25 protein-coding genes are annotated in these 23499 nt (G+C 63.7%); 14 read left to right on the forward strand and 11 right to left on the reverse strand.

Translation table 11 applies throughout. The features are described 5' to 3' along the window. Window positions 1-65: 65 nt before the first annotated feature. The 8 genes from Q0063_RS09635 to purB all read left to right on the forward strand — a co-directional run bounded on the left by Q0063_RS09635 (window position 66) and on the right by purB (window position 8410). Window positions 66-1037 (forward strand): hypothetical protein, encoded by a 972-nt coding sequence (locus Q0063_RS09635; RefSeq protein ID WP_297871765.1) that lies wholly within the window; start codon window positions 66-68, stop codon window positions 1035-1037. A gap of 210 nt (window positions 1038-1247) precedes the next feature. Then, window positions 1248-2600, forward strand: a complete 1353-nt coding sequence (locus tag Q0063_RS09640; protein ID WP_297871766.1) for a DUF2201 family putative metallopeptidase — start codon at window positions 1248-1250, stop codon at window positions 2598-2600. A gap of 209 nt (window positions 2601-2809) precedes the next feature. Beyond that, window positions 2810-4354, forward strand: coding sequence for an AAA family ATPase (locus Q0063_RS09645; RefSeq protein ID WP_297871767.1), 1545 nt, complete (start codon window positions 2810-2812; stop codon window positions 4352-4354). Then, window positions 4351-4644, forward strand: coding sequence for a NifU family protein (locus Q0063_RS09650; RefSeq protein ID WP_297871768.1), 294 nt, complete (start codon window positions 4351-4353; stop codon window positions 4642-4644). Before Q0063_RS09645 ends, Q0063_RS09650 begins: the two co-directional genes overlap by 4 nt. A gap of 166 nt (window positions 4645-4810) precedes the next feature. Beyond that, the gene (locus Q0063_RS09655) at window positions 4811-5086 is read left to right on the forward strand and encodes a hypothetical protein (RefSeq protein ID WP_297871769.1); all 276 of its coding nucleotides are present in this window, start codon (window positions 4811-4813) and stop codon (window positions 5084-5086) included. A gap of 194 nt (window positions 5087-5280) precedes the next feature. Continuing rightward, on the forward strand, window positions 5281-6555 hold the full coding sequence (locus tag Q0063_RS09660; RefSeq protein ID WP_297871770.1) for an adenylosuccinate synthase: 1275 nt from the start codon (window positions 5281-5283) through the stop codon (window positions 6553-6555). Window positions 6556-6569: 14 nt separating this feature from the next. Further along, entirely contained in the window at window positions 6570-6980 is a 411-nt protein-coding gene (locus Q0063_RS09665) for a hypothetical protein (protein WP_297871771.1), read from the forward strand. A gap of 11 nt (window positions 6981-6991) precedes the next feature. Then, window positions 6992-8410 carry an adenylosuccinate lyase gene (gene purB, locus Q0063_RS09670; RefSeq protein WP_297871772.1) on the forward strand — a complete coding sequence of 473 codons (1419 nt, stop codon included), beginning with the start codon at window positions 6992-6994 and terminating at the stop codon, window positions 8408-8410. A gap of 110 nt (window positions 8411-8520) precedes the next feature. Here the strand turns inward: purB and Q0063_RS09675 are convergent, their stop codons facing one another. The 6 genes from Q0063_RS09675 to Q0063_RS09700 form a co-directional block, all read right to left on the reverse strand. Then, window positions 8521-9822: a glycosyl hydrolase family 18 protein gene (locus Q0063_RS09675; RefSeq protein WP_297871773.1), complete on the reverse strand. Its 1302-nt coding sequence runs from the start codon at window positions 9820-9822 to the stop codon at window positions 8521-8523. A 136-nt stretch (window positions 9823-9958) separates the two neighbouring features. Next, complete coding sequence (locus Q0063_RS09680; RefSeq protein ID WP_297871774.1) at window positions 9959-10702, reverse strand: hypothetical protein; 744 nt, start codon at window positions 10700-10702, stop codon at window positions 9959-9961. Between the two features lie 63 nt (window positions 10703-10765). Next, window positions 10766-11206, reverse strand: coding sequence for a cell wall hydrolase (locus tag Q0063_RS09685; RefSeq protein WP_297871775.1), 441 nt, complete (start codon window positions 11204-11206; stop codon window positions 10766-10768). A gap of 182 nt (window positions 11207-11388) precedes the next feature. Next, window positions 11389-11739: a DUF2200 domain-containing protein gene (locus Q0063_RS09690; RefSeq protein WP_297871776.1), complete on the reverse strand. Its 351-nt coding sequence runs from the start codon at window positions 11737-11739 to the stop codon at window positions 11389-11391. 78 nt (window positions 11740-11817) lie between these two features. Next, window positions 11818-12948: a glycosyltransferase gene (locus tag Q0063_RS09695; protein WP_297871777.1), complete on the reverse strand. Its 1131-nt coding sequence runs from the start codon at window positions 12946-12948 to the stop codon at window positions 11818-11820. A 22-nt stretch (window positions 12949-12970) separates the two neighbouring features. Then, the gene (locus Q0063_RS09700; RefSeq protein ID WP_297871778.1) at window positions 12971-13225 is read right to left on the reverse strand and encodes a TIGR03905 family TSCPD domain-containing protein; all 255 of its coding nucleotides are present in this window, start codon (window positions 13223-13225) and stop codon (window positions 12971-12973) included. A 409-nt stretch (window positions 13226-13634) separates the two neighbouring features. Here Q0063_RS09700 and Q0063_RS09705 point away from each other — a divergent pair, with 409 nt between their 5' ends. Both Q0063_RS09705 and Q0063_RS09710 read left to right on the forward strand, forming a co-directional pair. Continuing rightward, window positions 13635-13964 (forward strand): PadR family transcriptional regulator, encoded by a 330-nt coding sequence (locus Q0063_RS09705; protein ID WP_297871779.1) that lies wholly within the window; start codon window positions 13635-13637, stop codon window positions 13962-13964. Next, complete coding sequence (locus Q0063_RS09710) at window positions 13961-15346, forward strand: DUF2812 domain-containing protein (protein ID WP_297871780.1); 1386 nt, start codon at window positions 13961-13963, stop codon at window positions 15344-15346. The genes Q0063_RS09705 and Q0063_RS09710 overlap by 4 nt, the downstream gene beginning before the upstream one ends. A gap of 224 nt (window positions 15347-15570) precedes the next feature. Here Q0063_RS09710 and spo0A read toward each other — a convergent pair whose 3' ends face one another. Further along, complete coding sequence (gene spo0A, locus Q0063_RS09715) at window positions 15571-16338, reverse strand: sporulation transcription factor Spo0A (RefSeq protein ID WP_297871781.1); 768 nt, start codon at window positions 16336-16338, stop codon at window positions 15571-15573. A 354-nt stretch (window positions 16339-16692) separates the two neighbouring features. Between spo0A and Q0063_RS09720 the strand changes: the two genes are divergently transcribed. Genes Q0063_RS09720 through rsmI form a run of 3 tightly spaced genes read left to right on the forward strand, consistent with a single transcriptional unit; the run spans window position 16693 to window position 18846 of the window. After that, the gene (locus tag Q0063_RS09720; RefSeq protein WP_297871782.1) at window positions 16693-17262 is read left to right on the forward strand and encodes an NUDIX hydrolase; all 570 of its coding nucleotides are present in this window, start codon (window positions 16693-16695) and stop codon (window positions 17260-17262) included. Between the two features lies 1 nt (window position 17263). Beyond that, window positions 17264-18019, forward strand: a complete 756-nt coding sequence (locus Q0063_RS09725) for a tRNA1(Val) (adenine(37)-N6)-methyltransferase (RefSeq protein ID WP_297871783.1) — start codon at window positions 17264-17266, stop codon at window positions 18017-18019. Beyond that, a complete protein-coding gene (gene rsmI, locus Q0063_RS09730) occupies window positions 18016-18846 on the forward strand; it encodes a 16S rRNA (cytidine(1402)-2'-O)-methyltransferase (protein WP_297871784.1) in 831 nt (276 codons plus the stop codon). Before Q0063_RS09725 ends, rsmI begins: the two co-directional genes overlap by 4 nt. A 62-nt stretch (window positions 18847-18908) precedes the next feature. Here the strand turns inward: rsmI and Q0063_RS09735 are convergent, their stop codons facing one another. From Q0063_RS09735 to Q0063_RS09750, 4 genes are read right to left on the reverse strand one after another with little or no spacing between them, the layout of a single operon-like run. Next, window positions 18909-19772, reverse strand: a complete 864-nt coding sequence (locus tag Q0063_RS09735; protein ID WP_297871785.1) for an HAD family hydrolase — start codon at window positions 19770-19772, stop codon at window positions 18909-18911. Window positions 19773-19814: 42 nt separating this feature from the next. Further along, on the reverse strand, window positions 19815-20657 hold the full coding sequence (locus Q0063_RS09740; protein ID WP_297871786.1) for an HAD-IIB family hydrolase: 843 nt from the start codon (window positions 20655-20657) through the stop codon (window positions 19815-19817). A gap of 18 nt (window positions 20658-20675) precedes the next feature. Then, window positions 20676-21893, reverse strand: coding sequence for a stage 0 sporulation family protein (locus tag Q0063_RS09745; RefSeq protein ID WP_367180356.1), 1218 nt, complete (start codon window positions 21891-21893; stop codon window positions 20676-20678). A gap of 5 nt (window positions 21894-21898) precedes the next feature. Further along, a complete protein-coding gene (locus Q0063_RS09750; protein WP_297871788.1) occupies window positions 21899-22813 on the reverse strand; it encodes a DNA polymerase III subunit delta' in 915 nt (304 codons plus the stop codon). A gap of 361 nt (window positions 22814-23174) precedes the next feature. On the opposite strand from Q0063_RS09750, the gene Q0063_RS09755 reads away from it, so the two are divergent. After that, the gene (locus Q0063_RS09755; RefSeq protein WP_297871789.1) at window positions 23175-23378 is read left to right on the forward strand and encodes a hypothetical protein; all 204 of its coding nucleotides are present in this window, start codon (window positions 23175-23177) and stop codon (window positions 23376-23378) included. The last annotated feature ends 121 nt before the right edge of the window (window positions 23379-23499 follow it).

Raw genomic sequence — 23499 nt, forward strand, 5'->3', positions numbered from 1 at the left:
GCGCGAAGGGAAGAGGCGCGAAGGGAAGAGGCGCGAAGGGAAGAGGCGCGAAGGAGGCGGATTGCATGGAAACTGTCAGCGGGCCGGGAAACTGGCGGCTGTCTGTCCGGCGGGAGCGGGACGGCGTTGTCATTCTGGGCGCCGTCACCTGTGACCGCCGGGCCGTCCTGCCGGAGACGCTTTTCGGCCTGCCGGTGACGGCGCTGGGGCGCCACGCCCTGACGCCCGGGCGGCCCTGGCCCCAGGGGGAAGAGGTGCTGGTCACCTGGGGACCCCAGACGGGGGACTGGGACAACCGGAAGCTGGAGGACCTGGTCCTCCCCTCCTCCCTGAGCCGGGTGGGCGATTACGCGCTGCTGAACTGCGGGGCTCTGAAAGCCCTCCGGCTTCACGGCGGTCCGGTTTTCTGGGGCGGCGCCGTCCTGATGAACTGCCGGAGTCTGGACACCCTCTATCTGACCCGGAGGGGGCCGGACCAGGGGGAGACGCTGGCCTGGTTTGCCGGGGAGCTGAGCCGGGAGCTGGATGTAACAGTGGAAGGCCCCGGCGGAACTGCCCGGCTGCTGTTTCCGGAGTACACGGAGCTCTACGAGGAGAACTGCCCCGCCCATCATTTTGACTATTTCATTTCCGGGGCGGGCTATCCCTATCACCACTGCTTCCACCAGAAAAAACTGAATTTCAAGGACTATGACGCCCTGTGGCCCGGCTTCCTGTCCATGGAGCACGACGGGGAAACCGCCCTCCGGCTGGCCTGGTACCGCCTGCGCTGGCCCATGGAGCTGGGCGGGGAGGCGGAAGCCGCCTATCTGGAATACCTCCGGTCCCGCCTGGCGGAGACCCTGGTCTGGCTGGCCGGGCAGGGGGACAGCGCCGGACTCCGCTTCCTGCTGGACCGGGCGGAGCCGGACCGGGCCGCCCTCAGCGCCGCCTGCGCCCAGGCCCGGGCCCGGGAGGCCCCGGCTCTGGTGGCGCTGCTGTTGGAGGAGCAGCACAGGAGGTTTCCGCAGAAGAGCGCGGACAGGTTCCTGCTCTGAATGAGAAATTAGGAATGAGGAATTGATGAAACAGCAGACCAATTCCTAATTCCTAACTCCTCACTCCTGATTGAAACGAAAGAAGGGCGCGGACAGGTTCCTGCTCTGAATGAGGAATCAGGAATGAGGAATGAGGAATTGATAAAACAGCAGACCAATTCCTAATTCCTAACTCCTCACTCCTGATTGAAACGAAAGGGGGACGCCGGCATGAAAGACTCATCCGAAGTTGGGCAAATTGGCCAAAAAATTTTAAGCGCCGCCCGGAACCAGCTGTACATGAGCCTGCCCTATCTGGACGCGGCCCTCTGCGGCCTGGAGTTCCGGCCCGGCGGCGGTGTCACCGTCTCCCTGGCCACCGACGGCGAGGGGCTCTACTATAACGGGGCCTGGCTGGCGGACCGGTTCCTCCGGAGCGGCGTTTTGACAAACCGGGCCTATCTCCACGTCATTCTCCACTGCATGTTCCGCCACCTGGCGAAGAAGCGGGGCCGGATTCCGGAATTGTGGGACCTGGCCTGTGACGCGGCGGCGGAAAGCGTGCTGGACGAGCTGGATTACCCCTGTCTCAGCGAGACGGTCCCCCCGGCAAAGCGGGTGTTTTACGGTGAATGCCGCCGGGAGATGCCGGTGCTCACAGCCGAGGGCGTCTACCGCCGCCTGCTGCGGCTGAATCTGCCGGAATACGAGCTGGCGGCGCTTCAGCGGCTGTTCTGGGTGGACGATCACGGCCTCTGGGACCCCGAACAGCAGGACGGGAAGGAGCAGAGCCAGCGGCAGGACCGGCAGTGGAAAACCCTCTCGGAGAAAACCCGGACCGGCATGGAAACCGTCCGGGCCGGTCAGGCGGAGGGAGGCGCGGCGGTGCTGGAGCAGGTCCGGGCGGCGGTGCGGGACGATGTGGATTACCGGGCCTTCCTCCGGCGCTTCGCCGCCCCCAGAGAGGTGCTGGCGGCGGACGGGGACGCCTTTGACTACGGCTTTTACAGCTACGGTCTCCGGCTCTACGGCAACATGCCCCTGGTGGAGCCCCCGGAGACCCGGGAGGAAAAGCGCATCGAGGATTTCGTCATCGCCATCGACACCTCCATGTCCACCTCCGGGGACCTGGTGCGGCGGTTCCTGGCCTGTACCTACGCCATACTCCGCAGCGCCGGAACCTTTACCCGGAGGGTGAACATCCGGATTCTCCAATGTGACGACCAAATTCAATCCGACGTGCCCATCCGGGACCTGGAGGAGCTGCGGGACTATATGGAGCGCTTCACCCTCGCCGGAGGCGGCGCCACGGACTTCCGCCCGGTGTTCGCCCATGTGGCAGAGCTTTTGGAGGCGGGGGCCTTCTCCAGTCTCCGGGGCCTGGTGTACTTCACCGACGGCATGGGCGTATTCCCCAAAAAGCGGACCCCCTATGAAACGGCCTTCGTTCTGCTGGGGGAGCCCCCGGCCTCGGTGGCGGCGGACATTCCCCCCTGGGCCATCCGGCTGGTGCTGCCGGAGCCGGAACGGACCCTGGAGGCCCTGGAGGACGAAACGGACCCCGGCGAGCTGCCGGAGCTTTAGAGTCTGTTTGAAATCCGGCATTCCGCCGGTTTTCAAACAGACTCCAGGGGAGCATCCCGAAGCAGAGCAGGGGCGGACTGACAGCGGATGAAGGCGGAGACGGGCTGCGCCGGGGAGGCGGGCGCCCCTCCGGCGGCCCGCGGCATCCCGCCCGCAGTCTCCGCAAATAACTCCATAAATAAAAGGACAGGCAGGGACAGGAAAACACTATGAACATCAAAGAAGCCAAACAGGAAATTGCCAACACCCTGAAAGCGTATCTGGCGAAGGACGAGCTGGGGAACTACCTGATTCCCCCGGTCCGCCAGCGGCCCATTCTGCTGATGGGCCCGCCGGGCATCGGCAAGACCCAGATTATGGAGCAGGCCGCCGCCGAGGCCGGGGTGGGTCTGGTGTCCTACACCATCACCCACCACACCCGGCAGAGCGCCGTGGGCCTGCCCTTCATCGAGAAGCGGGTCTACGACGGCACGGAATATTCGGTGACGGAATACACCATGAGCGAAATTCTGGCCTCGGTCTACCAGCTGATGGAGCGGACGGGCATCCGGGAGGGCATCCTCTTCCTGGACGAGATCAACTGCGTGTCCGAGACCCTGGCCCCCATGATGCTGCAATTCCTCCAGTGCAAGACCTTCGGCAACCAGCGCCTCCCGCAGGGCTGGCTGATTGCCGCCGCCGGAAATCCGCCGGAATACAACCGTTCCGTCCGGGACTTCGACGTGGTGACTCTGGACCGGGTGAAGCGCATCGAGGTCCGGGAGGACTTCGGCGTCTGGAAGGAGTACGCCCGGCAGAGGCGTCTTCACGGGGCGGTGATCTCCTATCTGGACATCAAAAAGGAAAACTTTTACCGGATGGAGTCCGGAGCGGAGGGCCTCCAGTTCGCCACCGCCCGGGGCTGGGAGGATCTGAGCGAGCTGATATTGGCCTATGAGAGGCTGGGCCTGCCGGTGGGGCGGCAGGTGGCGGAGCAGTATATCCAGCTGCCCGCCGTGGCCGGGGACTTCGCCAACTATCTGGAGCTTTACAACAAATACAGGAACATCTACCACGTGGACGACGTGCTCCACGGCCGGTGGCCCGCCGTCACCGTCTCGGAGCTCCGGGCCGCCCCCTTCGACGAGAAGCTGTCGGTGATGGGGCTGCTTCTCTCCCGGCTGACGGAGGAGACCGGAGAGGTCCGGCGGCAGGATGCCCTGTGCGAGGGGCTCCACGCCGCCCTGACGGAATTCCGGGACGCCCTGCCCACAGAGCCGGACATTCTGCCCTGTCTCATTCAGGAGCGGCGGACGGCCCTGAAGCGGGCCCGGGAGGCGGGCCAGCTGGACCGGGAGCGGGAAACCCTCAGCCTGCGGATCATCGGTCTTCTGGACGAGTACCGCCTCCGCCTGATCCAGGAGAACCGGAGCCGCCCGGAGGACGCCCTGGAAGCGGTGCGGGACTGGTTCGGCGGCGAGACGGACAAGCGGGCCCTGCTGGGGGAGCTGGCCGGGCGGCAGCTGGACAGCGCGTTCCGCTTCCTGGAAGAGGCCTTTGGCCAGGGGCAGGAGCTGGTCCTGTTCGTCACGGAGCTCACCGCCGGTCCGGACACCAGCTGGTTTATTGAGACCTTCGGCTGCGACGCCTATTTCCGCCACAATCAGGAGCTGCTGTTTGATGACACCCGCCGGAAGCTCCAGGAGGAAATTGCCGCCGCCAAGGCTGCCGCCCTTGAACAGCAGGAACCCCTAAAAAAGGAGGATGAATCATGAACGAGGATATGAAACGCATCGAGGCCGTTCTGGACGAAAAGGTCCGCCCCGCCCTCCGGGCCCACGGCGGGGAGATTGAGACGGACCGCCTGGAAAACGGGGTCCTGTACGTCAAGCTGCTGGGCCAATGCGCCGGGTGCCCCTCGGCGGACCTGACCAACGAGACCCTGGTGGAAGCGGAGCTGAAGGCCGCCCTGCCGGAGCTGGTGGAGAAGGTGGCCGTGATTCAGACCGTCAGCGACGAACTGTGGGAGCAGGCCAGGCGGCTGCTGAGGGACCACCACCTCTGAGAGAGGAGAGTGGAGAGTAGAGAGTTGAGATATATCTCCCATTCTTCACTCTAAACTCTTCACTCTTCACTCTAAACTCTTCACTCTTCACTCTAAACTCTCCACTCTGTTCATAATGTTCTCCCGTCCCTCATACAGTGTACCATCCCAGATCAGGAGGTACAGGATGGACAACTTGCAGATGGACGAAATGCTGGCCCGGCTGCGGCAGCACAAGCGGACGATTGCCGAGCTGAAACAGGCGGCGGAGGCCATAGAGGCCGAGATCAAGGCGGAGCTGACGGCCCGGGGTGTGGATGTGCTGGAGACGCCCCACTACAAGGTCAGCTGGAAAACCACGTCCTCCACCCGGCTGGACGTCAAGGCCCTGAAGGAGGAACGGCCGGAAATCTACGCCCGCTATGCCGTCGCCTCGGAATCCAAACGGTTTGTCATCACCTGAATGAACAGAGGCGGAGCCGGCCGGGCTCCGCCTTTTTTTCGTCTTTCAGACGAAAATCCCGCCCTTTGCGCCTTTGCTCTTTACTTATGGCAAAACTGCCTTTATAATGGGACAGGACAAAGGACAAAACGGGACGCTGCCGCGCCCCGGCAAAAGAAACGAGCCGGCATCCCGGCTCCATGGAGGTTACAATTATGTCAAATTGCGCCATCGTGGGCATCAACTGGGGAGACGAGGGCAAGGGCCGCATGGTGGACCTGATTACCCAGGATTATGACGTAGTGGTCCGATACCAGGGCGGCGGCAACGCCGGGCACACCGTCGTCAACGAAAAGGGCAAATTCGCCCTGCATCTGCTGCCCTCCGGCATTTTTCGGGATGGTGTGGTGAACATCCTGGGCAACGGCGTGGCCCTGGACTGCGAAAGCCTGTGGAAGGAGATGCAGGAGGTGGCCGCCAAGGGCGTGTCCATCACCCCGGACAACCTGAAAATCAGCGACCGGGCCTCTCTGCTCCTGCCCTGGCACAGAGACCTGGACAGTCTGGAGGAGGCCCGCCTCAAGGACAAGAAATACGGCTCCACCAAGCAGGGCATCGCCCCCTTCTATTCCGACAAGTTCCAGAAGAAAACCGTCATGGCCGGAGAGCTCCTCTATCCCGAGCAGCTCCGGGCCCACCTGGCGGACCTGCTGGAGTGGAAGAACCTGACCCTGACCAGGGTCTACGGGGCCCAGCCCTATACCATGGAGCAGCTGTTGGACTGGGCGGCGGACTACGGCGAGAAAATCCGCCCCTTCATCCGGGACACCGGGGCCTTCCTCCGCCAGGCCCAGCGGGAGAACAAGCGCATCCTTTTTGAAGCCCAGCTGGGAGCCCTTCGGGACCTGGACTACGGCATCTATCCCTATACCACATCCTCCAACGCCGTGGCGGCTTACGCCCCCGTGGGCTCCGGCCTGCCCTCCGCCCGCATCGACGAGGTCATCGGCGTGGTAAAGGCCTATTCCTCCTGCGTGGGCGAAGGCCCCTTTACCTGCGAGTGGTTCGGCGAGGAGGCGGACAAGCTCCGGGAGGCCGGCAATGAGTACGGCGCCAAGACCGGACGGCCCCGCCGGGTGGGCCCCATCGACATCGTGGCCACCCGCTACGGCGTGGAGTGCCAGGGAGCCACCAACATCGCCCTGACCAAGCTGGACGTGCTGAGCTACATGGAGCGCATTCCCGTCTGCGTCCGCTATGAGCTGGGCAGCCAGCAGACGGACCGCTTCCCCTTCCCCGCTCTGCTGAACGAGGCTAAACCGGTGGTGGAGTACCTGCCCGGCTGGGGCTGCGACATCTCCGGCGTCCGGACCTGGGAGGACCTGCCGGAGGCCGCCAGAAAATACGTGGAGTATATTGAGCGGGAAATCGGCTGCCACATCGGCTATGTCTCCGTGGGCCCGGAGCGGGACGCCATTATCCTGCGCTGACGGGAGGCGCATCCATGGGACTGTTTGGTTTTGGAAAAAAGAAGCCCCAGGAGCAAAATCCCCTCAGCCCGGAGGAGACCGCCCGGCGCTGGGGCGAGGCCTATCGGGCCAATCCGAAGGTATACGCAAGAAAGGACACCGGCGCCCTGTTCGGAAACTGCACCCTGACAGAGGACACGGACACCATCCTCCCCCTCCGGCCTGAGAGCACCTGGACGGCGGAGGGCAGGCCCATCCCCGAGTGGATTCTCAGCACGGTCAGCCTCACGGAAAACCGGGTTTTGGGGCAGATGGAGTATCAGGAGGCCATGAACCGCCTCCGCCCCTTCTCCCTGGCCGCATCGGACGGCTGGGTCCTGATCCGGGCCATGACTCACGCGGAGCTGGACGGGCTGTTTGAGGGCCTTCCCCGGCAATTGATTTAGTGGAGGTAGTTATGAAAAATCGCTACGAATCCCCCCTCTCCTCCCGCTACGCCTCGGATTTCATGCTGGAGCTCTTCTCCGCCGAGACGAGGATTAAAACCTGGCGGCGGCTGTGGGCGGCCCTGGCCCGGGCGGAGCACGGCCTGGGCCTCCCCGTGACGGCAGAGCAGGTGAAAGAGCTGGAGGACCATGTGGAGGACATCGACTTCGACCTGGCGGCGGCCCGGGAAAAGGAGGTCCGCCACGACGTCATGGCCCATGTCTATGCCTACGGCAAGGCGGCCCCCTCCGCCGCCGGCATCATCCACCTGGGGGCCACCAGCTGCTATGTCACCGACAACGCCGACCTCATTCTCTACCGGGAGGGCCTGCGGCATCTGCGGAAGGAGCTGGCCGCCCTCCTGGGGAACCTGGCGAAATTCGCCCGGCAGTACGCCGCCGTTCCTACCCTGGGCTACACCCACTATCAGCCCGCCCAGCTGGTCACCGTGGGCAAGCGGGCCACGCTGTGGATGCAGGACTTCCTCAGCGACCTGGAGGAGCTGGATTTTGTCATTGACAACATGAAATTCCTGGGCTGCCGGGGCACCACCGGCACCGAAGCCAGCTTTATGGACCTCTTCGAGGGAGACGGGGCCAGAATTGACGAGATGAACCGGCAGATTGCCGCCGGGTTCGGCTTTGACCGGTGCTTCCCCGTCTGCGGCCAGACCTACCCCCGGAAGACGGACAGCCGCATCCTGAACGTCCTCAGCTCCATCGCCCAGAGCGCCTGCCGCATGGCCAACGACATCCGCCTCCTCCAGCACGACCGGCAGGTAGAGGAGCCCTTCGAGAAAAATCAGATCGGGTCCTCCGCCATGGCCTATAAGCGCAACCCCATGCGCAGCGAGCGCATCTGCTCATTGTCCCGCTATCTGATGGCCGACGCCCTGAACGCCCCCATGACCGCCTCGGTCCAGTGGCTGGAGCGGACCCTGGACGACTCCGCCAACCGGCGGATCTCCATGCCGGAGGGCTTCCTCTGCGCCGACGCCATTCTCCGTCTGTGCCGGAATGTCACCGACGGCCTCCATGTCAACGAGAAAATCGTGGACAGAACCGTGAGGGAATACCTGCCTTTCATCGCCACGGAGAACCTGATGATGGAGGGGGTCAAGCGGGGCGGCAACCGGCAGGAACTCCACGAGGTAATCCGCACCTGCTCCATGGCGGCCACCGCCCGGATGAAGGAGGGCCAGCCCTGCGACCTGCTCAGCCGCCTGGCGGCGGAGCCCGCCTTTGCCATGACGGAGGAGGAACTGAACGAGCTGATGGACCCCAGGCTCTACACCGGCCGCTGTGAGGCGCAGGTGGCGGCGTTCCTGGAGAGCATCGCCCCCATTCTGGCGGAGGACGGAGAAGGCGAGACGCCGGAAATCAACGTGTAACCGCCGCCTGACGCGGCGTAATTAGGAGTTAGGAATTAGGAGTTAGGAATCGTCTCTTTTGGGGGAAATTCCTCATTTCTCATTCCTAATTCCTAATTTTTTCTCTGACTTCACTCGATATTATAGAGCGCATCCAAAACCAGCCAGGTCTGTGAAAAGGGCCGCATGACATTCCAGAAGCCCACGCCCCGGAAGCCATATTCGGCAATCAGCCGCAGCTTGGCTTCCAGGCTCCGGGCATCCTCGAACCAGACCTCGTGAACGACGCCGCCGGCGTCGGTGTAGTGGAAGAATGGGGACTGGGCCTGCCGGTCGTACTGAATGGCAATGCGGTGCTCCCGGGCCAGCTCAATGGCCCGCTGGTTGGAGATGGACTGGGCCCGGGTGACGCCCTGGACGAAGGGAAGCGGCCAGTCATAGCCGTAGTTGGGCACGCCCAGAAAAATCTTTTCCGCCGGAATCTCCGTCACGGCGTAGTCCAGCACCGCCCGCACGCTGGGCAGGGGCGCCACCGCCATGGGCGGCCCGGCGGTATAGCCCCACTCATAGGTCATCAGCAGCACCCCGTCCACCGCCGCGGCCACGGCTCCATAGCTGTGGCCCTCGTACAGCAGCCCCCGCTGCATGGGGCTGGTCTTGGGTGCCAGCGCCGCCCAGAGGAACCGCCCCTGGGGCTCCAGCAGCCGGCGCAGCCGGCTCAGAAATGCGGCGTAGGCCTCCGCCAGCTGGCCCGGCAGGTATTCAAAATCCACATCCAGCCCGGCGTAGTCCTTCCGCAGAACTGTCTGGAGCACCTCCGCCGCCAGGCGGCCCTGAACCTCATAGTCCGTCAGCACCCGGGTGGCCCTGGCTGTGTCGAAATTCCCCTCCTCCGTCAGGGTGGACAGGTGCATCACCGGCAGCGTCCCCCGCGCCCGGGCGGCCTCCAGCAGCCCATCGTCTGCCAGGGGCAGCAGGCCGCCCTCCGCCGTAATGCCGTAGGTAAACGGGGCCAGGGTGGTGAGATAGGGCAGCTCTGCCGCCAGAAGCCGGCGGGGAATGAAGGGATAGGCATAGCCGTTGGACAGGGCCGTGCCCAGTCTCTCCTCAAAATACGAGATTACCAGGTCCTGCCCCACTGCCAGCGCGTCCCCGCCTCCCAGCTCCCAGTTGTTCCGCCAGAGCTGGCGGACCGTCGTGCCGTAGCGCTCCGCGATGGAGGCCAGGGTCTCCCCCGCCGTCACGGCGTGGACCTGTCTGGGAAAGCGGACCACCAGGGTCTGCCCCACAGCCAGCCCGGAACCGGCCTCCCCGGCAGGCGCGTCCAGGGCCTCCGGAACGCTGTTGTCCTCTGCCAGCCGCCGGGGGGAAACCCCGTAGCGCTCCGCGATGGAGGCGGCGGTTTCCCCGGCGGACACCACATGAATTGTCATTGACGATCACCTCTTCCCCCAAACCCTATGCTCCGGCAAAAACACTTATGCGGAGGCGGTCCCCTTCTCTGTTCACCCCAACGGGCCGTGACAGCAGCAAACCGGGAAGAGCCCTTCCCGGTTTGTTCCATCTTTGTCAGAACGTATTCTGCATTCCATTCTGCCGCAGCATTGTTTCGCACATCTCCCGCCGCCGGGTATCGTAGAACTCGATATATTTCAGCGAATAGATGTCGCAGGCGATATACCGCTCCCGTCCCGGCTGGTAGATGATGAGATAGTCGTTGCCCACATCGTGGAGAATCCCCTCCCAGGCCGTGGTGCCCTGGGTGCCGATCAGGAAGGTGGCGGTGACGAAATTCCCCCGGTTCCGCAGCAGCATGGCCTTCAGGGAGCCCAGAAACGCCTCGCTCATGCTGGTGGGGGTCTCGATGACTTCGATGGGCTGGTGGGTCTCAAGGTCCAGCGTGCCCATGCTGCCGGTGAACTCGTTTCTGGGCGCAGGAGCGGCGGACGGAGCCGGGGCCGCGGGACTGTAACCGGGAGCAGCCGGAGCCGCAGGGGCTGGAGCCGCGGGAGTATAGCCGGGGGCAGAGGCCTCCGAAGCCGCCGGGGCGTAGCCGGGAGCGGCCGGAGCCGCCGGGGTATAGCCGGGAGCGGCCGGAGCCGCCGGGGTATAGCCGGGAGCCGTCGGAGCCGGGGCGGGAGCGTTTCCGTTATGGCCGGCTGCCGGGGCGGCGGAGGCGGAGGACGTGGTGGTGGTTGTGGTGGTGGTAGACGCAGAGGCGGTGGCGGAGACCGGGACCACCGGGCCGCCGCTGATCTCGCCGGACCAGTCCGTCATCATGGGACGGGATGTATAGTGTGTGTGAGTCATCATGACACCTCTCAAAACTCGTAATCAATTCCTGTCTCCCCGCCGGGCGGCGGGCGCCATCCTTTGTCAAGTGCTGTAATACGCGTCTGTCGGATTGTAAAAGCAGTGATCTCCGATGCGCGCCTGCCAGTAGCCCACGTCCGAGGGGAAGCGGCTCCGGCACTTGGGGCCGAAGGGGTTATAGAACCACAGGGATTCCGCCACCTCAGGCAGGCGGTTCCCTGCAATGGCCCAGTCGGCAATATCATAGTGAATCTGCTCCGGCCGCATGTTGTATATGTTCTGCGGATTGTACGCGCCGCCCTCTGTCTCGCTGGCGCAGACAAACTGGTAGGGCTGGAAAATAATATTGCGGATGCTGCCCTGGCCCACCCGTGCATACTCCCCGCCCTTGGCATGGACCCGGTTCATCACCACCCCCGCCACCGCCTTCATGCCGTTCTCCCCCTCGCCGCCCGCCTCGCATTCAATCAGACGCGCCAGCAGCTCCCGGTCGGAATAAGCCATGGTGCATTCCTCCTTTGTCGCTGGTCCAGTATACGGAAAAAGGGGACTGCTGGTGACAGGTGACAGGTGGCAAAAAGCCCCTGCCGGGCCTCTCCGGCAGGGGGCTTCCTCTGATATTCCTGTTCTCCCGCGGCTCCTGTGAATTTCCGCCGGGCTCCGGGACGGTCCTTCCTGAAATCCGCTCACTTCCGCAGAATCCGGTCCAGTGCCTTTCCCTTCGCCAGCTCGTCAATCAGCTTGTCCAGCCGCCGGATGTCCCTCATCAGCGGATCCTGCACGTCCTCCACCCGGACGCCGCAGACCACTCCCCGGACCTGCTCCGCCCGGGGATTCATCTGAGGCGCTTCCTCAAAAAAGGTCCTGTAATCCACGTCCCGTTCCAGCTGCCGCCGGAGTCCCGCCTCATCATAGCCCGTCAGCCAGCAGATGACCGTGTCGGCCTCCTCCCGTGTGCGGCCCTTCCGCTCCGCCTTCTGCACCAGCAGAGGATAGACCTTGGAAAGCTTCATGGCAAATACCTTGCTGTGGTCCATTGCGGACGCCTCCTTTTTCACCTCCCAAGCCGGGAGAAATCCACAGGGCCCCGCCGCTCCGGCAGGGCCCTGTCGCTGTTATCCTCTCTGCTCCGCAATGGCCATGCGGAACATCTCCTCTGTCTGCTCGATGGAGCGCTCCAGGGCGTACTGCCGGGCGTGCTCGCCGTAGCGCTTCCCCATCTCCTCCCGCTCCCGGGGGTGCTCCATCCACCAGTCGATTTTCTCCGCCAGAGCGGCGGAGTCCCCGGCGGGGAACAGGCTCCGCTCATCCAGGGCGAACTGAGGCGTGGCGGACCGGGGGGAGTCGGCAATCACCGGCACCAGACCGCAGGCGAAGGCCTCCATACAGCTCATGGCCTCAATCTCCGCGTCGGAGGTGTGAACATACAGGTCCGCCATGTGGAGAATCTCCAGCAGCCGGGCGGGCTCGTAGAACTCCATCACCACGGGGTTGGACAGCTTCTCCGCAAGACGCCTGTATTTCTTTTCCAGAGGGCCCTTTCCCGCCAGAATCACCTGGATTTCCTCCCTGTGCCGGCAGCGGGTACAGGCCTCAATCAGCACGTCCTGCCGCTTCTCCCCGGCGTACCGGCCCACCATCAGCACATTGAACTTCCCCTGCATCCACTCCTCCTGCGGCCTGCGGCCATAGACGTACTGAGGGCTGATGCCGTTGGAGATGACATGGAGCCGGGCGGTGTAGCCGTGGTCCCGGAGCTGTCCCGCAATCATGTTGCTGGGGCAGTGGATATGGGTGAAGCGGTTGAAGAAGGTATCCCGGAACTTGACATACACAAAGTCGTTGACCCGCTTGCTGTTGCCCATGTGGAGGGTATAGGTGATATTCTCCGGCTGGCAGTGGAAGGCCGCCGTGTGGGGAATGCCCAGCCGCTCCACGTGCTTCAGACCCATGATGGCCAGGGGCGAGGGCATCATGAAGTGGACCACGTCCGCCCAGGCCGCCGCCTTCTCAAAGACATGCCTGTTGGGAATGGCCAGGCGCATCCCCTGGCTGGTAATCAGGTGCTCCACAATGGGAAGGAACCTCATCTGCCGCACGGCATATTTGTAGTCCGTGGGCTTGCCGGTGGCGATGACCCGGACCTCGTTGCCGTGCTCCTTCAGCGCCGCGGCAAAGCGCCGGGCGCTGATGGTGGTGCCGTTGTTGGCGTCGTCAAACTGGTCTATGACCAATACAATTTTCATCCTCGCGCTCTTCCCGGCCTTCTCAGCGCTGGGCCAGAATCTGCTCCAGGCCCTGGGCCAGCTGGTCCGGGCAGGAGGTGCTTCTGGGGCCGCAGTTGATGCCCTTCAGGCGGCTGATGGCCTCCTGAGCGGTCATGCCCCGGACCAGGGCGGAAATGCCCTGGAGGTTTCCGCTGCATCCGCCCACCACCGTCAAATTTTGAATCACGCCCTGATCGTCCAGCTCCACCCGCATCTCACGGGAACAAACCCCTCTGGGCTGAAAAGAATATGTCATATTCGCTCCTCCTTTTTCTTCTCAGGACCTGTTTCAGCAGTATCCAATATGATTTCCGCCGTTCAGCTCGCCGCCGCAGGCAGCGGCAAGCAAAGGCATCCGTTCCCTCCGGCTCTTCGGTTCGGAAGCAACAGATGGAAAACCGCCTCAAAGGACGGTTCACCGCCGCAGAACAGATTCTTTAAATTGTTACGTAAAGCATAGCACAGCGGCGGAAAAAAGGCAAGGGAAATTCGCAGCCCCCTCTTGACAATATCGAGTTTCGATATTATACTGAGATCATCCAATAACGATATTCGATATCATCGGCACAGCTGAAAACCGGCAGACACCGATTTTCAAACAGCGGCGGAGCCGCCGACGGGTGAGGTAAAAATCCCTGTGCCGGCTATATCAAGGGGGGCGGGCTATGGCACGGGAAAAATTTCAGACGCTGACAGAGCCCATGTTCTACATCCTTCTCTGTCTCCGGCGGGAGTGCTGCGGGGCGGACATCGCCGCCCAGGTGGGCGCCCTGACCCGGGGGCGGCTGAGCCTGGGACCGGGGACGCTTTACAACCTGCTGGACAGCTTCCTCCAGGCGGGCATGATTCGGGAGACCCGGGTGGAGGGCCGGAAGCGGAGCTATCTGATGACCGACAGGGGCCGGGAGGCTCTGGAGGCGGAGGTCCGCCGCCTTCAGACTCTGCTGGCGGATTATGGCCGCTGTCCCGGCGGCCGGGAGGAGGAATGTACATGAAAAACCGCAAGCGCCGTTTTGTAAACTTCAATTTGTACGACTACCAAGGCGTGGAGGAGCATCTCTCCGCCATGGCCGCCAAAGGCTGGCGGCTGGAAAAGGCGGGGAATCAGCTCTGGACCTACCGCCGGGCGGAGCCCGCGAAGGTCCGCTACGCCGTCACCTACAGCTATGACCTGTCCCAGTTCGACCCGGGTCCCACCGAGGGGCAGGCACGGCTGGAGGACCTCTGCGCCGCCGCCGGCTGGGAGAAGGTCTGCGGCTGGCTTCAGATGCAGATTTTTTCCACGGAGGCGGAGAACCCGGTGCCCCTGGAGACCGACGAGGCCCTGCGGCTGGAGAACATCCACAAGACCATGAAGCGGCACTTCTATCCCCCTCATCTCCTGCTGCTGGTGCTGTCCCTTTTCATGACGGCCTCCTTTATCAACAGCATCATCCGGACCCCCGTCCGTGTGTTCGGAAGCAGCAGCCGCCTCTTTGCCGGCCCGCTGTATATCATCCTGACGGTTTTGCTGCTGGTGAATCTGGGGAGCTACTGGCTGTGGCGGCGGCGGTCCCTCCGGTCCGTGGAGGCCGGGGGAGCCTGCGTCCGGCTGGGGCCGGGATGCCGCCGGACCGCCTGGGTCTCGCTGGCTCTGGTGCTGCTTCTGTCGGCGGGCTATGCGCTGTCCAGCCTCCTGGGCTCTCAGAAAATCTACGGGGTCTATTTCCTGGTCTACCTCGTTCTCTTCACCCTGCTGGCGCTGACGGTCCACGGGACGAAAAATCATCTCAAGCGCCGGGGGGTCTCCCGTGGAAAGAACATGGCCGCCACTTTGACGGTGGACTTCGTGCTGGCCTTCGCCCTGGTGGGCGGGCTCACCTGGTCCGCCATGCACTTCGGCTGGTTCACCGGCGGAGAGGGAGAGACCTATTCCTACCAAAACCATACCTGGGACGCCGACCCCATCGACATTCCCCTGACGGCGGCGGACCTCACCGGACAGCCCGTTCAGCATACCCGCCGGCACATCTGGCGGGACGGCACCGTCTTCCTCTCCAGCCGGCGTTATTGGGAGAACGCCCTGGTGGACGGGGAGCTGTATTTCCTGTCCTACGATATCTGGGACATCCGGGCCGGGTGGCTGTACGAACCGGTGCTGCGGGACCTTCTGAGGGAGGAAAACCACTCCAGCGTCCCGCTGATGGTGCGCCACTATATCCAGGAGGACGCCGCCCCCTGGGGGGCGGAGGCAGCCTGGCGGTTGTATTGGGGGGACACCGCTTCCAGCGTCTGGCTCCTGGCCTGGCCGGACCGGATCGTGGAGGTCCAGCTGGAGCACGTGCCGCCCACGGCGAAGGAAATGGCCCTTGTGGGGGACCTTCTGGGTCCGGCCTGACGCGGCAGGAGAGGCGTTTCCGTCTCTCCTCAGCATGTCAAAAAACAGCATATGTAAAAGTATCGGAAAGGAAGATAGCTACGAAAGGAACCCATCAGGGGTTCCTTTCGTTTTCAATCAAAAGTTTTCAGAACTTCTCACGGGTTCTGAAAACTTGCTCAGGCTGTCGAAAATACTTTTTCGACAGCCTGAGGAGAGGCGTTTCCGCCTCTCCTGTTTTCTCTTTATTTTCTCAGGCTGTTTTCCCCGCTGTCCAGCATGAGCCCGTCGGCAATCATGGCGATGAACTCGGAGTTTGTGGGCTTGCCCTTGGCGTTGGAAACCGTGTAGCCGAAGTACTTTTGCAGCGTCTCCAGGTCGCCCCGGTCCCAGGCCACCTCAATGGCATGGCGAATGGCCCGCTCCACCCGGGAGGGCGTGGTGCCGAAGCGCTTGGCCACCGCCGGATAGAGCACCTTGGTCACGGCGTTGATGACCTCCATGTCCTCCACAGCAATCATGATGGCCTCCCGCAGATATTGATAGCCCTTGATATGGGCGGGAACCCCAATCTCGTGAATCACGGCGGTCACGCGGTTCTTCAGCCGGCCTCTGCGGTCCTCCTGGGGCGCGGGGGACTGCTCAAAAATGCTTCTCATCCGCTCCACCAGAGAGTTGGGCTCACAGGGCTTGGGCAGATAATAGCAGACGCCCAGCTTTTCCGCGTCCGCCTGCACCCGCTCCCCGCAGAAGGCGGAAACGACAATGACCTTGGGCCGCTCACCCTCCTGCTCCCGCAGAGCCTGGAGCAGGCCCAGCCCGTCCAGTCCCGGCAGCGCCACATCCATCAATAACAAATCGGGCCGCTTTTCCTCCACCAGACGCAGTGCCTCCTGTCCGTCTCCGGAGACCGCCGCCACATCAAATTCCCCGGCCTGTTCAATGGCCTCCTCCAGCATCATGCGGAATTCCTCGTTGGCATCCGCCAACAACACAGTTCTTCTGTTCTCCATACGCTTATCCCTTTCCAGATTTTTAGGTATTTCAGCTATGTCACGGTCCCTGCGACGCTCTCAGCGTGTTTTCTATAAAATAGCATAAATTTACAGAATTTTCAAGATGGTACTGTAAAATTTTCCTCAAAATCCTTCGACATATTTCCCAATTTTTGTTAGAATCCCTACATATTGTGCATTTTTAGCGGGTAATTACACAAAATCCACCATGTACAGTTTTTTTGCTTTTTCTTTTTTCCTCCATGTGGTATGATGGATGCGGAAGCCTGAAACGCGGAGGGGGTTCTACTTCCCGGAGGAACACCTCCGGAACAGAACGGAGGGCAGGGGCCGCCTGCCGAAAGGAGAACGATGGACATTCTGAAGGAGCTCAGGGCCTTTTGCCCCTGGAACCAACAAGAGGCCGCCGACCGGGACGCGCTGCTGGCCCTTCTGGAAGGCGGACAGGCCCCCTATGGCCGGGAGGACCCGGCCCATTGGACGGCCTCCGCCTGGGTGGTGAGCCCGGACCGGCGGCAGGTGCTGCTGGCCTATCACACGCTCTATGATTCCTGGTCCTGGCTGGGAGGCCACGCCGACGGAGACCGGGACCTTCTGGCGGCGGCCCTCCGGGAGGTCCGGGAGGAAAGCGGCCTGGAGGCGGTCCGTCCCGTGTCCCGGGACATCTACTCTCTGGAGATTCTGACGGTGGACGGCCACGAGAAGCGGGGCCGCTACGTCTCCTCTCATCTGCACCTGAATCTCACCTATCTGCTGGAGGCGGACCCGGCGGCCCCCCTCCGCTGCAAGCCTGACGAGAACGCTCAGGTTGCCTGGTTCGGCCTGGAGGAGGCCGTCTCCGCCTCCTCCGAACCCTGGTTCCGGAAGCGCATTTACAGCAAGCTCAACGCCAAACTGGCGGGCTTCCCGCCCCGGACCTGATATGGAGCACTGGGAGGCATTGAAGCCCGGCGGGCTCCGCTTCGTGTGGGCCGACGGGCTGTTTCCGCCGGGGACGGACAGCTTCCTCCTGTCCGCCTTCCCCCGGCTGCGGCCGGGGCTCCGGGTGCTGGACCTGGGCAGCGGCACGGGGCTTTTGAGCCTGCTGCTGCTCCAGCGGCAGCGGGAGCTGACGGTGACGGGGCTGGAGCTCCTGCCGGAGGCCGTCGCCCTGGCGGAGCGTGCGGCGGAGGAAAACGGCCTGACGGACCGGCTTCTCTTCCGGCAGGGGGACCTGCGGAGCCGGGACGCCCTGCCTGGGGGGCAGTTTGATCTGGCGGTGTGCAACCCGCCCTATTATCCCGTAAGCGGCGGCGCTCTGGCGGCGGCGGACGCCCGCCGGACCGCCCGGGCGGAGGTGGACTGCACCCTGGCGGACGTCTGCCGGGCGGCCCGCCGGGCCCTGCGCTGGGGCGGGCGCTTCTGTCTGGTCCACAAGCCGGAGCGGCTGACGGACCTGCTCTGCGCCCTCCGGGAGGCGGGGATGGAGCCCAAGCGGATGCGGCTGGTCTCTACCCGCCCGGAGACCGCCCCCTCTCTGGTACTGCTGGAGGGAAGCCGGGGCGGAAAGCCGGGGCTTGACCTGGAGCCGCCCCTGGTGCTGTACACGCCGGAGGGCGCCCCCTCGGAGGACCTGGACCGCATCTACTTCCGCCGGAACGAGCCGGACCGGAACCATATACAGGAGGACAAGCCATGAGCGGAACGCTATACCTGGTCGCCACCCCCATCGGAAATCTGGGGGACTTTTCGCCTCGGGCCGTGGAGACGCTGGCCACGGTGGACTTCATCGCGGCGGAGGACACTCGGGTCTCTCTGAAGCTTCTGAATCACTTCGGTATCAAAAAAACCCTGGTGAGCTATCACGAGCACAACCATGTCACCGCCGGCAAAACCATTCTGGACCGTCTGCTGGCGGGGGAGAGCTGCGCCCTGGTCACAGACGCCGGCACCCCCGCCGTGTCGGACCCCGGCGAGGATCTGGTGCGGCTGTGTGCGGAGAACGGCGTAGAGGTCCTGTCCGTCCCCGGCTGCTGCGCGGCGGTGAACGCCCTGGCGGTCAGCGGCCTGCCCACCGGGCGCTTCACCTTCGAGGGCTTTCTCTCCGTCAACAAAAAGACCCGCCGGGCCCATCTGGAGAGTCTGAAGGACGAGGAGCGGACCATGATTTTCCACGAGGCCCCCCACAAGCTCCGGACCACCCTGGCGGACCTCTGCGAGGCCTTCGGCCCGGACCGGCGGGCGGCTCTCTGCCGGGAGCTGACCAAGCTCCACGAGGAGACCCGCCGCTGCACCCTGGGGGAGGCCGCCGCCTACTACAGTGAAACCGCCCCCAGAGGGGAATACGTCCTGGTGGTGGCGGGCCGGGAGCCTCGGCAGGAGGCCGCCGTCACCCTGGAGGAGGGCACGGCCCAGGTGCTGGCCCTCCGGGAACAGGGCATGACCCTGAAGGACGCCGCCCGGGAGGTGGCGGCCCACACGGGCCTGAGCCGGAACGAGCTGTACGCCGCCGCCCTGGGGCGGTAGACCATTCCGCGGACCATATACGCAAAGCGCCGGCCCCCAGGGCCGGCGCTTTTGTATCTTCTTCAATAGTTCCTGTCCAGAATCCGCACCGCATCCGCCAACGCGCCCTCCTGGACGGAGCACACCACCGCGGCCCCGCAGTCCCGGACCGCCTGGGTACAGTTGGATGGGGCAAAGCCCTGCTTCGCGGCGGTGAGCATGGAAACGTCATCGTCTCCGTTCCCGGCGCAGTAGACGTGTTCCATGGAGATGCCCAGCCGCTCCGCCAGCCGGCGGACCATGTTGCCCTTGCCGGAGCCCCGGGCGGCCATTTGCAGCTGGTTCCGCTCCTCAGAGGTAAACGCCAGTTCATACACGCCGTCTTCATCCTGCCCCCGCAGAAAGTCCTGAACCTCCCGCAGTGTGCGGCTCCGGTCTCTGAACCACAGCCTCTGTATCGGCAGGGGGACCTCCTGCAGAGAGGAGGCCTCCAGCGCGTCGTCCGATACGCTCATAATCAAACGGGCCCTGGCGTCCGGGCGTACCGTGTGATACATCCCGTCCAGATGGCGAGCCGTCACCGTTGTCCCGGGGAACCGGTCCAGCACAGCCTGACCCAGCTCCCGGGCCCGCCGGTCCAGCACGGCGGTCTCCAGGTACGCCCCGCTTCTGATGTCGCAGATGGCCGAGCCGTCCCCCAGCACGCCGGGGGCGTTCACCGGAATCCTGTCCGCGTAAAACTGCACGTATTTCAGGGCTCTCCCGGTGGCAAGGGTGAACCTGCCGCCTTCGGCGGTGAAATACTCCAGAGCCTGCCGGTTCCGCTCCGGCACCGGCACGAGCTCCTCTGTCTTCCCTTTTACCTCGTCCACAAAGGCCCCTCTGCTTGTGTCCACCAGCGTGTCACAGACATCGCTGACCAGCAGCACGCCGTCAAACTTCCCCATGGCTCCCGGCTCCTTCCCAGCATGCGTCTTTTCCGGCGCGTTTCAATACAGCCGGTCCAGAATCTCCACCACTTGTGCAATGGCCCCCTCCTGGGCGGAGCACACCACCGTGGCCCCGCAGTCCCGGACCGCCTGGGCGCAGTTGGCGGGGGCAAAGCCCTGCTTCGCCGCGGTGAGCATGGAAATATCGTTGGCCTCGTCCCCGGCGCAGTAGACGTGTTCCATGGAGACGCCCAGCCGGGCCGCCAGACGGCGGACCATGCCGCCCTTGTTGGCCCCCTTCACGGTCATCTCCAGCAGGTGGGACACAGAGAAAATCAGCTCGTAGTCTCCGGCCCAGCCCCGGGCGGTGAGAAAGGCCAATACCTCCTCCAGGGTCTCGTGCTCCGCCTCGAAGAGGAGCTTCCCCAGGGGCAGAGGCACGTCCATCAGGCTGGGGGCCTCGGTGACAGCCGCCTTTGTGATGCGCTCGTGCTGCCGGGTGATGGCGTTGGGGTGCACGGCGTGAATCACATTGTCAATGTGATACGCCTCCACCGCCACCGTGGGGAAGCGGTCCAGCACCGTCTGTCCCCGCTCCCGGGCGGAGCTGTCCAGCATGGCGGTCTCCAGATACTCGCCTTTTTCAAAGTCGTAAATCGCCGCGCCGTTGCACACCACGCCGGGGACGTTCATGGGGACGGCCTCCGCGTAGTGGATAAACGCCGCCAGGGCCCGGCCCGTGGCCACGGCGAAGCGTCCCCCCTCCGCCATGAAGTACTCCAGAGCCTTCCGGTTCCGCTCCGGCAGCGGAGGCACCGGCGTGCCGGTCCGCAGGGCCTCCTCGGTATAAATCAAAGTGTTGTCAAAATCGCTGGCCAGCAGCACGCCGTCAAATTTTCCCATAACGCTCTCCTCCGCTTCTCAGCCCTTGGGCTGGTCGCCGCCCTTGTTCCAGCGGCGGCCTCCCCGGTAGGGACGGCGGCGCTGCTTGTTCTCCGCGGCGGGGCGCTCCCCGTCCTTGGGGCGGGGGGGCTGCTGCCGGGGGGGCTCCTTCTTGCCGCTGCCGCCGGACCGGGTTGGGGCGGCCTGTCCCCCGTTTGAGGCCCCCTCGGGCCGGGGGGTTCCGGGACCCCGGCGGCGGCCGCCCCGGTGGCGGCGGCGGTTCTTTCCGTCTCCGCCGCCGTCCAGACCGATTTTCTCCCGGCGGGGGGCCTCCTCCAGGTCGGAATTCATATAGAAGGGGGCGGCAAACACCGGCGGGGCCAGCTCCTCTTCCTCGTGCTCCTCCACATAGCGGGCGGGCCGCTCGGGAATCTCAATGCCCTCCCGGCTTCCCTTGCCGTTGCGCAGGACCTTGATCTCACAGTTATGATAGGTCTTCAGGGTCTCCGGGCCGCTGTCCAGGCTGACCTTCACCAGCTCCCGCAGCAGGTCCACGCCCTTTACGTTGCCGGGGCCGTCCGGGGTCTGGACGAAGGACTCCACCTTCGGCATCCGCTTCACGGCGTCCTCATAGACGTTCTGCTCGTATTTCAGGCAGCACATCAGCCGGCCGCAGGTGCCGGAAATCTTGGTGGGATTCAGGCTGAGGTTCTGGGTCTTGGCCATTTTGATGGAGACGGGCAGAAAGCCGTCCAGAAACTGGGAGCAGCAGAAGGGCCGTCCGCAGATGCCGAGGCCCCCGATCATCTTGGCCTCGTCCCGGACGCCGATCTGGCGCAGCTCAATCCGGGCCCGGAACACCGACGCCAGATCCCGCACCAGCTCCCGGAAGTCCACCCGCCCGTCGGCGGTGAAGTAGAAGACGATTTTGTTGCTGTCAAAGCTGGCGGCCACATTCACCAGCTTCATTTCCAGGCCGTGATCCGCAATCTTCCGCTCGCAGATATCAAAGGCCTCGCTCTCCTTCTTCCGGTTGTATTCCACCACCCGGCGGTCGTTCTCCGTGGCCATGCGCACCAGGGGGCTGAGGGGCTTGACGATGGACTCGTCCTCCACCTCATGGTTGCCCTGGGTGCAGGTGGCAAACTCCAGGCCCTGAGCCGTCTGGACGATTACCTGGTCCCCCATGCGGACCTGGGTTCCCCTGGGATCAAAATAGTAGTTCTTGCTTCCGCCCCGAAAGCGGACGCTGATCACCTCTGTCAAAAGCTCTCCTCCAATTCCGCGGCCAGGGCCCCCAGCACATGGCCGGCGCCCACGTTATAGCCGCATTCCTTACGGTATTTCTCCAGCAGTTCTATTGTGCCCATGATCTGCCGCCTTGTCAAGGCCTTCCCCAGGGCCGCCGCCAGCTCCCGGTTCTCCCCTCCGGCGGGGCGTCCGTAGAGGGACAGCAGAGCGGCGGAAAAAGCCTCCCGGCAGCGCTCCAGCAGCGCCGCCAGCTCCTCCCGGGACAGCCCTCTCTTCTCCAGCCGCACCGCCAGCTCCGCCGCGCTGCCGCGCTTCCGTCCCGCCGCGCAGCGGCACAGGGCTTCCCAGCCCTCCGGGGCCTCCGCCGCCGTCTCCGCCGCGGCCCGCAGCTTCCATTCCACACAGCGGGACCGCAGGGTCTGGAGCATCAGGGCGGGGTTCTCCACACAGAAGAAGAAGGCGGCATAGGGCGGGCCCTCTTCCACCAGCTTCAAAAGGGTGTTCTGGTCCTGCTCCGTCAGCAGGGAGCCGTCCGGAAAGAGATAGATTTTCCATCGGCCCTCGTTGGGGCGGATGTAGGCGTCCTTCCGCACCTCCCGCACCACGTCCACGCCGATGAATTTGTGCTTTTCGTCCCGGACGGTGATGACGTCCGGGTGGATGTCCTCCCGGACCTTATGGCAGGCGGCGCACACGCCGCAGGGCTTTCTTGTTTCCCTCGCTTCGCTTCGCGCCGCCTCCCGAGAGAGGGCGGCGTCTCCCTCCTCTCCGCCCTCGCACTCCATGGCGGCGGCGGCGAACCGGGCGGCGGCCAGCCGGTCGCCGGGGCCGGTAAACAGCAGGGCATGAGGCAGGGCGTTCCGGGAGGCGGCATTCCGGATGCGGGTATAAACCGGGTCCTCCCGGCTGGGGCTGATGGTCGGCACGGCCTTCCCTCCCGTTCCTGATTGTATCTCTGCTTATCATATCACAGTCTGCCCCAAAAGAAAAGCGGGGATTTTCATTGTCTCTTCTAAGAGCCTGTTTAAAATCCGGCGGAGTGCCGGATTGGGGCAGATTTTTTTGCCGGGCAAGGCGGTTTGACGCAGGAATCCTGGCGGATTTCAAGTCAAACCAACGCAGCATCGGCGGAAAAAGATGCCCTGTGACGGCGTTTCGATGGATTTTAAACAGGCTCTAAGATAAGCGCTGCCGGGACATCACTCCGGCGGTTTCGGCAAATACATATTGATATAACAGAAAGGATGTGCTATCATCCATTCAACAAATCGAAATTTGGAGGTGTTTATGCGTATGGAGAAGAAAGCTAGACGGTCTGGAATGGACCCCATCGTTACTTTAACGCTGATTTTTGTCGTATTAAAAGCAACGGGATTGATTTCGTGGTCCTGGTTGTGGGTACTAAGTCCAATCTGGATTACGTCCTTGTTTTTCGCCGTTATCTTTTCCGCCATTTTGGTCGGCGGACGAATTGTTAAAGGAAAATGGTAAATTCCAGTTTATCGGGCAGTCCTCCCCCAGCAGAACCAACGGGGGCAGGCCGCCGGCCCGCCCCCGCTTCATCTGAACCATGGATACCGCGCCTGTCCGCCCTCCGGCGGAAAAATCCCTC

Source organism: uncultured Oscillibacter sp., from assembly GCF_947654275.1.
GTDB lineage: Bacteria > Bacillota > Clostridia > Oscillospirales > Oscillospiraceae > Oscillibacter.

Bases quoted from the DNA above. Each gene is read 5' to 3' on its own strand.
- Q0063_RS09720 (WP_297871782.1), top strand. From the start codon at position 16,693: ATGGACATTCTGAAGGAGCTCAGGGCCTTTTGCCCCTGGAACCAACAA.
- Q0063_RS09645 (WP_297871767.1), top strand. From the start codon at position 2,810: ATGAACATCAAAGAAGCCAAACAGGAAATTGCCAACACCCTGAAAGCG.
- Q0063_RS09655 (WP_297871769.1), top strand. From the start codon at position 4,811: ATGGACAACTTGCAGATGGACGAAATGCTGGCCCGGCTGCGGCAGCAC.
- purB (WP_297871772.1), top strand. From the start codon at position 6,992: ATGAAAAATCGCTACGAATCCCCCCTCTCCTCCCGCTACGCCTCGGAT.
- Q0063_RS09640 (WP_297871766.1), top strand. From the start codon at position 1,248: ATGAAAGACTCATCCGAAGTTGGGCAAATTGGCCAAAAAATTTTAAGC.
- spo0A (WP_297871781.1), bottom strand. From the start codon at position 16,338: ATGGAGAACAGAAGAACTGTGTTGTTGGCGGATGCCAACGAGGAATTC.
- Q0063_RS09650 (WP_297871768.1), top strand. From the start codon at position 4,351: ATGAACGAGGATATGAAACGCATCGAGGCCGTTCTGGACGAAAAGGTC.
- Q0063_RS09685 (WP_297871775.1), bottom strand. From the start codon at position 11,206: ATGGCTTATTCCGACCGGGAGCTGCTGGCGCGTCTGATTGAATGCGAG.
- Q0063_RS09680 (WP_297871774.1), bottom strand. From the start codon at position 10,702: ATGATGACTCACACACACTATACATCCCGTCCCATGATGACGGACTGG.
- Q0063_RS09755 (WP_297871789.1), top strand. From the start codon at position 23,175: ATGCGTATGGAGAAGAAAGCTAGACGGTCTGGAATGGACCCCATCGTT.
- Q0063_RS09695 (WP_297871777.1), bottom strand. From the start codon at position 12,948: ATGAAAATTGTATTGGTCATAGACCAGTTTGACGACGCCAACAACGGC.
- Q0063_RS09635 (WP_297871765.1), top strand. From the start codon at position 66: ATGGAAACTGTCAGCGGGCCGGGAAACTGGCGGCTGTCTGTCCGGCGG.
- rsmI (WP_297871784.1), top strand. From the start codon at position 18,016: ATGAGCGGAACGCTATACCTGGTCGCCACCCCCATCGGAAATCTGGGG.
- Q0063_RS09710 (WP_297871780.1), top strand. From the start codon at position 13,961: ATGAAAAACCGCAAGCGCCGTTTTGTAAACTTCAATTTGTACGACTAC.
- Q0063_RS09735 (WP_297871785.1), bottom strand. From the start codon at position 19,772: ATGGGGAAGTTTGACGGCGTGCTGCTGGTCAGCGATGTCTGTGACACG.
- Q0063_RS09660 (WP_297871770.1), top strand. From the start codon at position 5,281: ATGTCAAATTGCGCCATCGTGGGCATCAACTGGGGAGACGAGGGCAAG.
- Q0063_RS09675 (WP_297871773.1), bottom strand. From the start codon at position 9,822: ATGACAATTCATGTGGTGTCCGCCGGGGAAACCGCCGCCTCCATCGCG.
- Q0063_RS09740 (WP_297871786.1), bottom strand. From the start codon at position 20,657: ATGGGAAAATTTGACGGCGTGCTGCTGGCCAGCGATTTTGACAACACT.
- Q0063_RS09690 (WP_297871776.1), bottom strand. From the start codon at position 11,739: ATGGACCACAGCAAGGTATTTGCCATGAAGCTTTCCAAGGTCTATCCT.
- Q0063_RS09700 (WP_297871778.1), bottom strand. From the start codon at position 13,225: ATGACATATTCTTTTCAGCCCAGAGGGGTTTGTTCCCGTGAGATGCGG.
- Q0063_RS09725 (WP_297871783.1), top strand. From the start codon at position 17,264: ATGGAGCACTGGGAGGCATTGAAGCCCGGCGGGCTCCGCTTCGTGTGG.
- Q0063_RS09705 (WP_297871779.1), top strand. From the start codon at position 13,635: ATGGCACGGGAAAAATTTCAGACGCTGACAGAGCCCATGTTCTACATC.
- Q0063_RS09665 (WP_297871771.1), top strand. From the start codon at position 6,570: ATGGGACTGTTTGGTTTTGGAAAAAAGAAGCCCCAGGAGCAAAATCCC.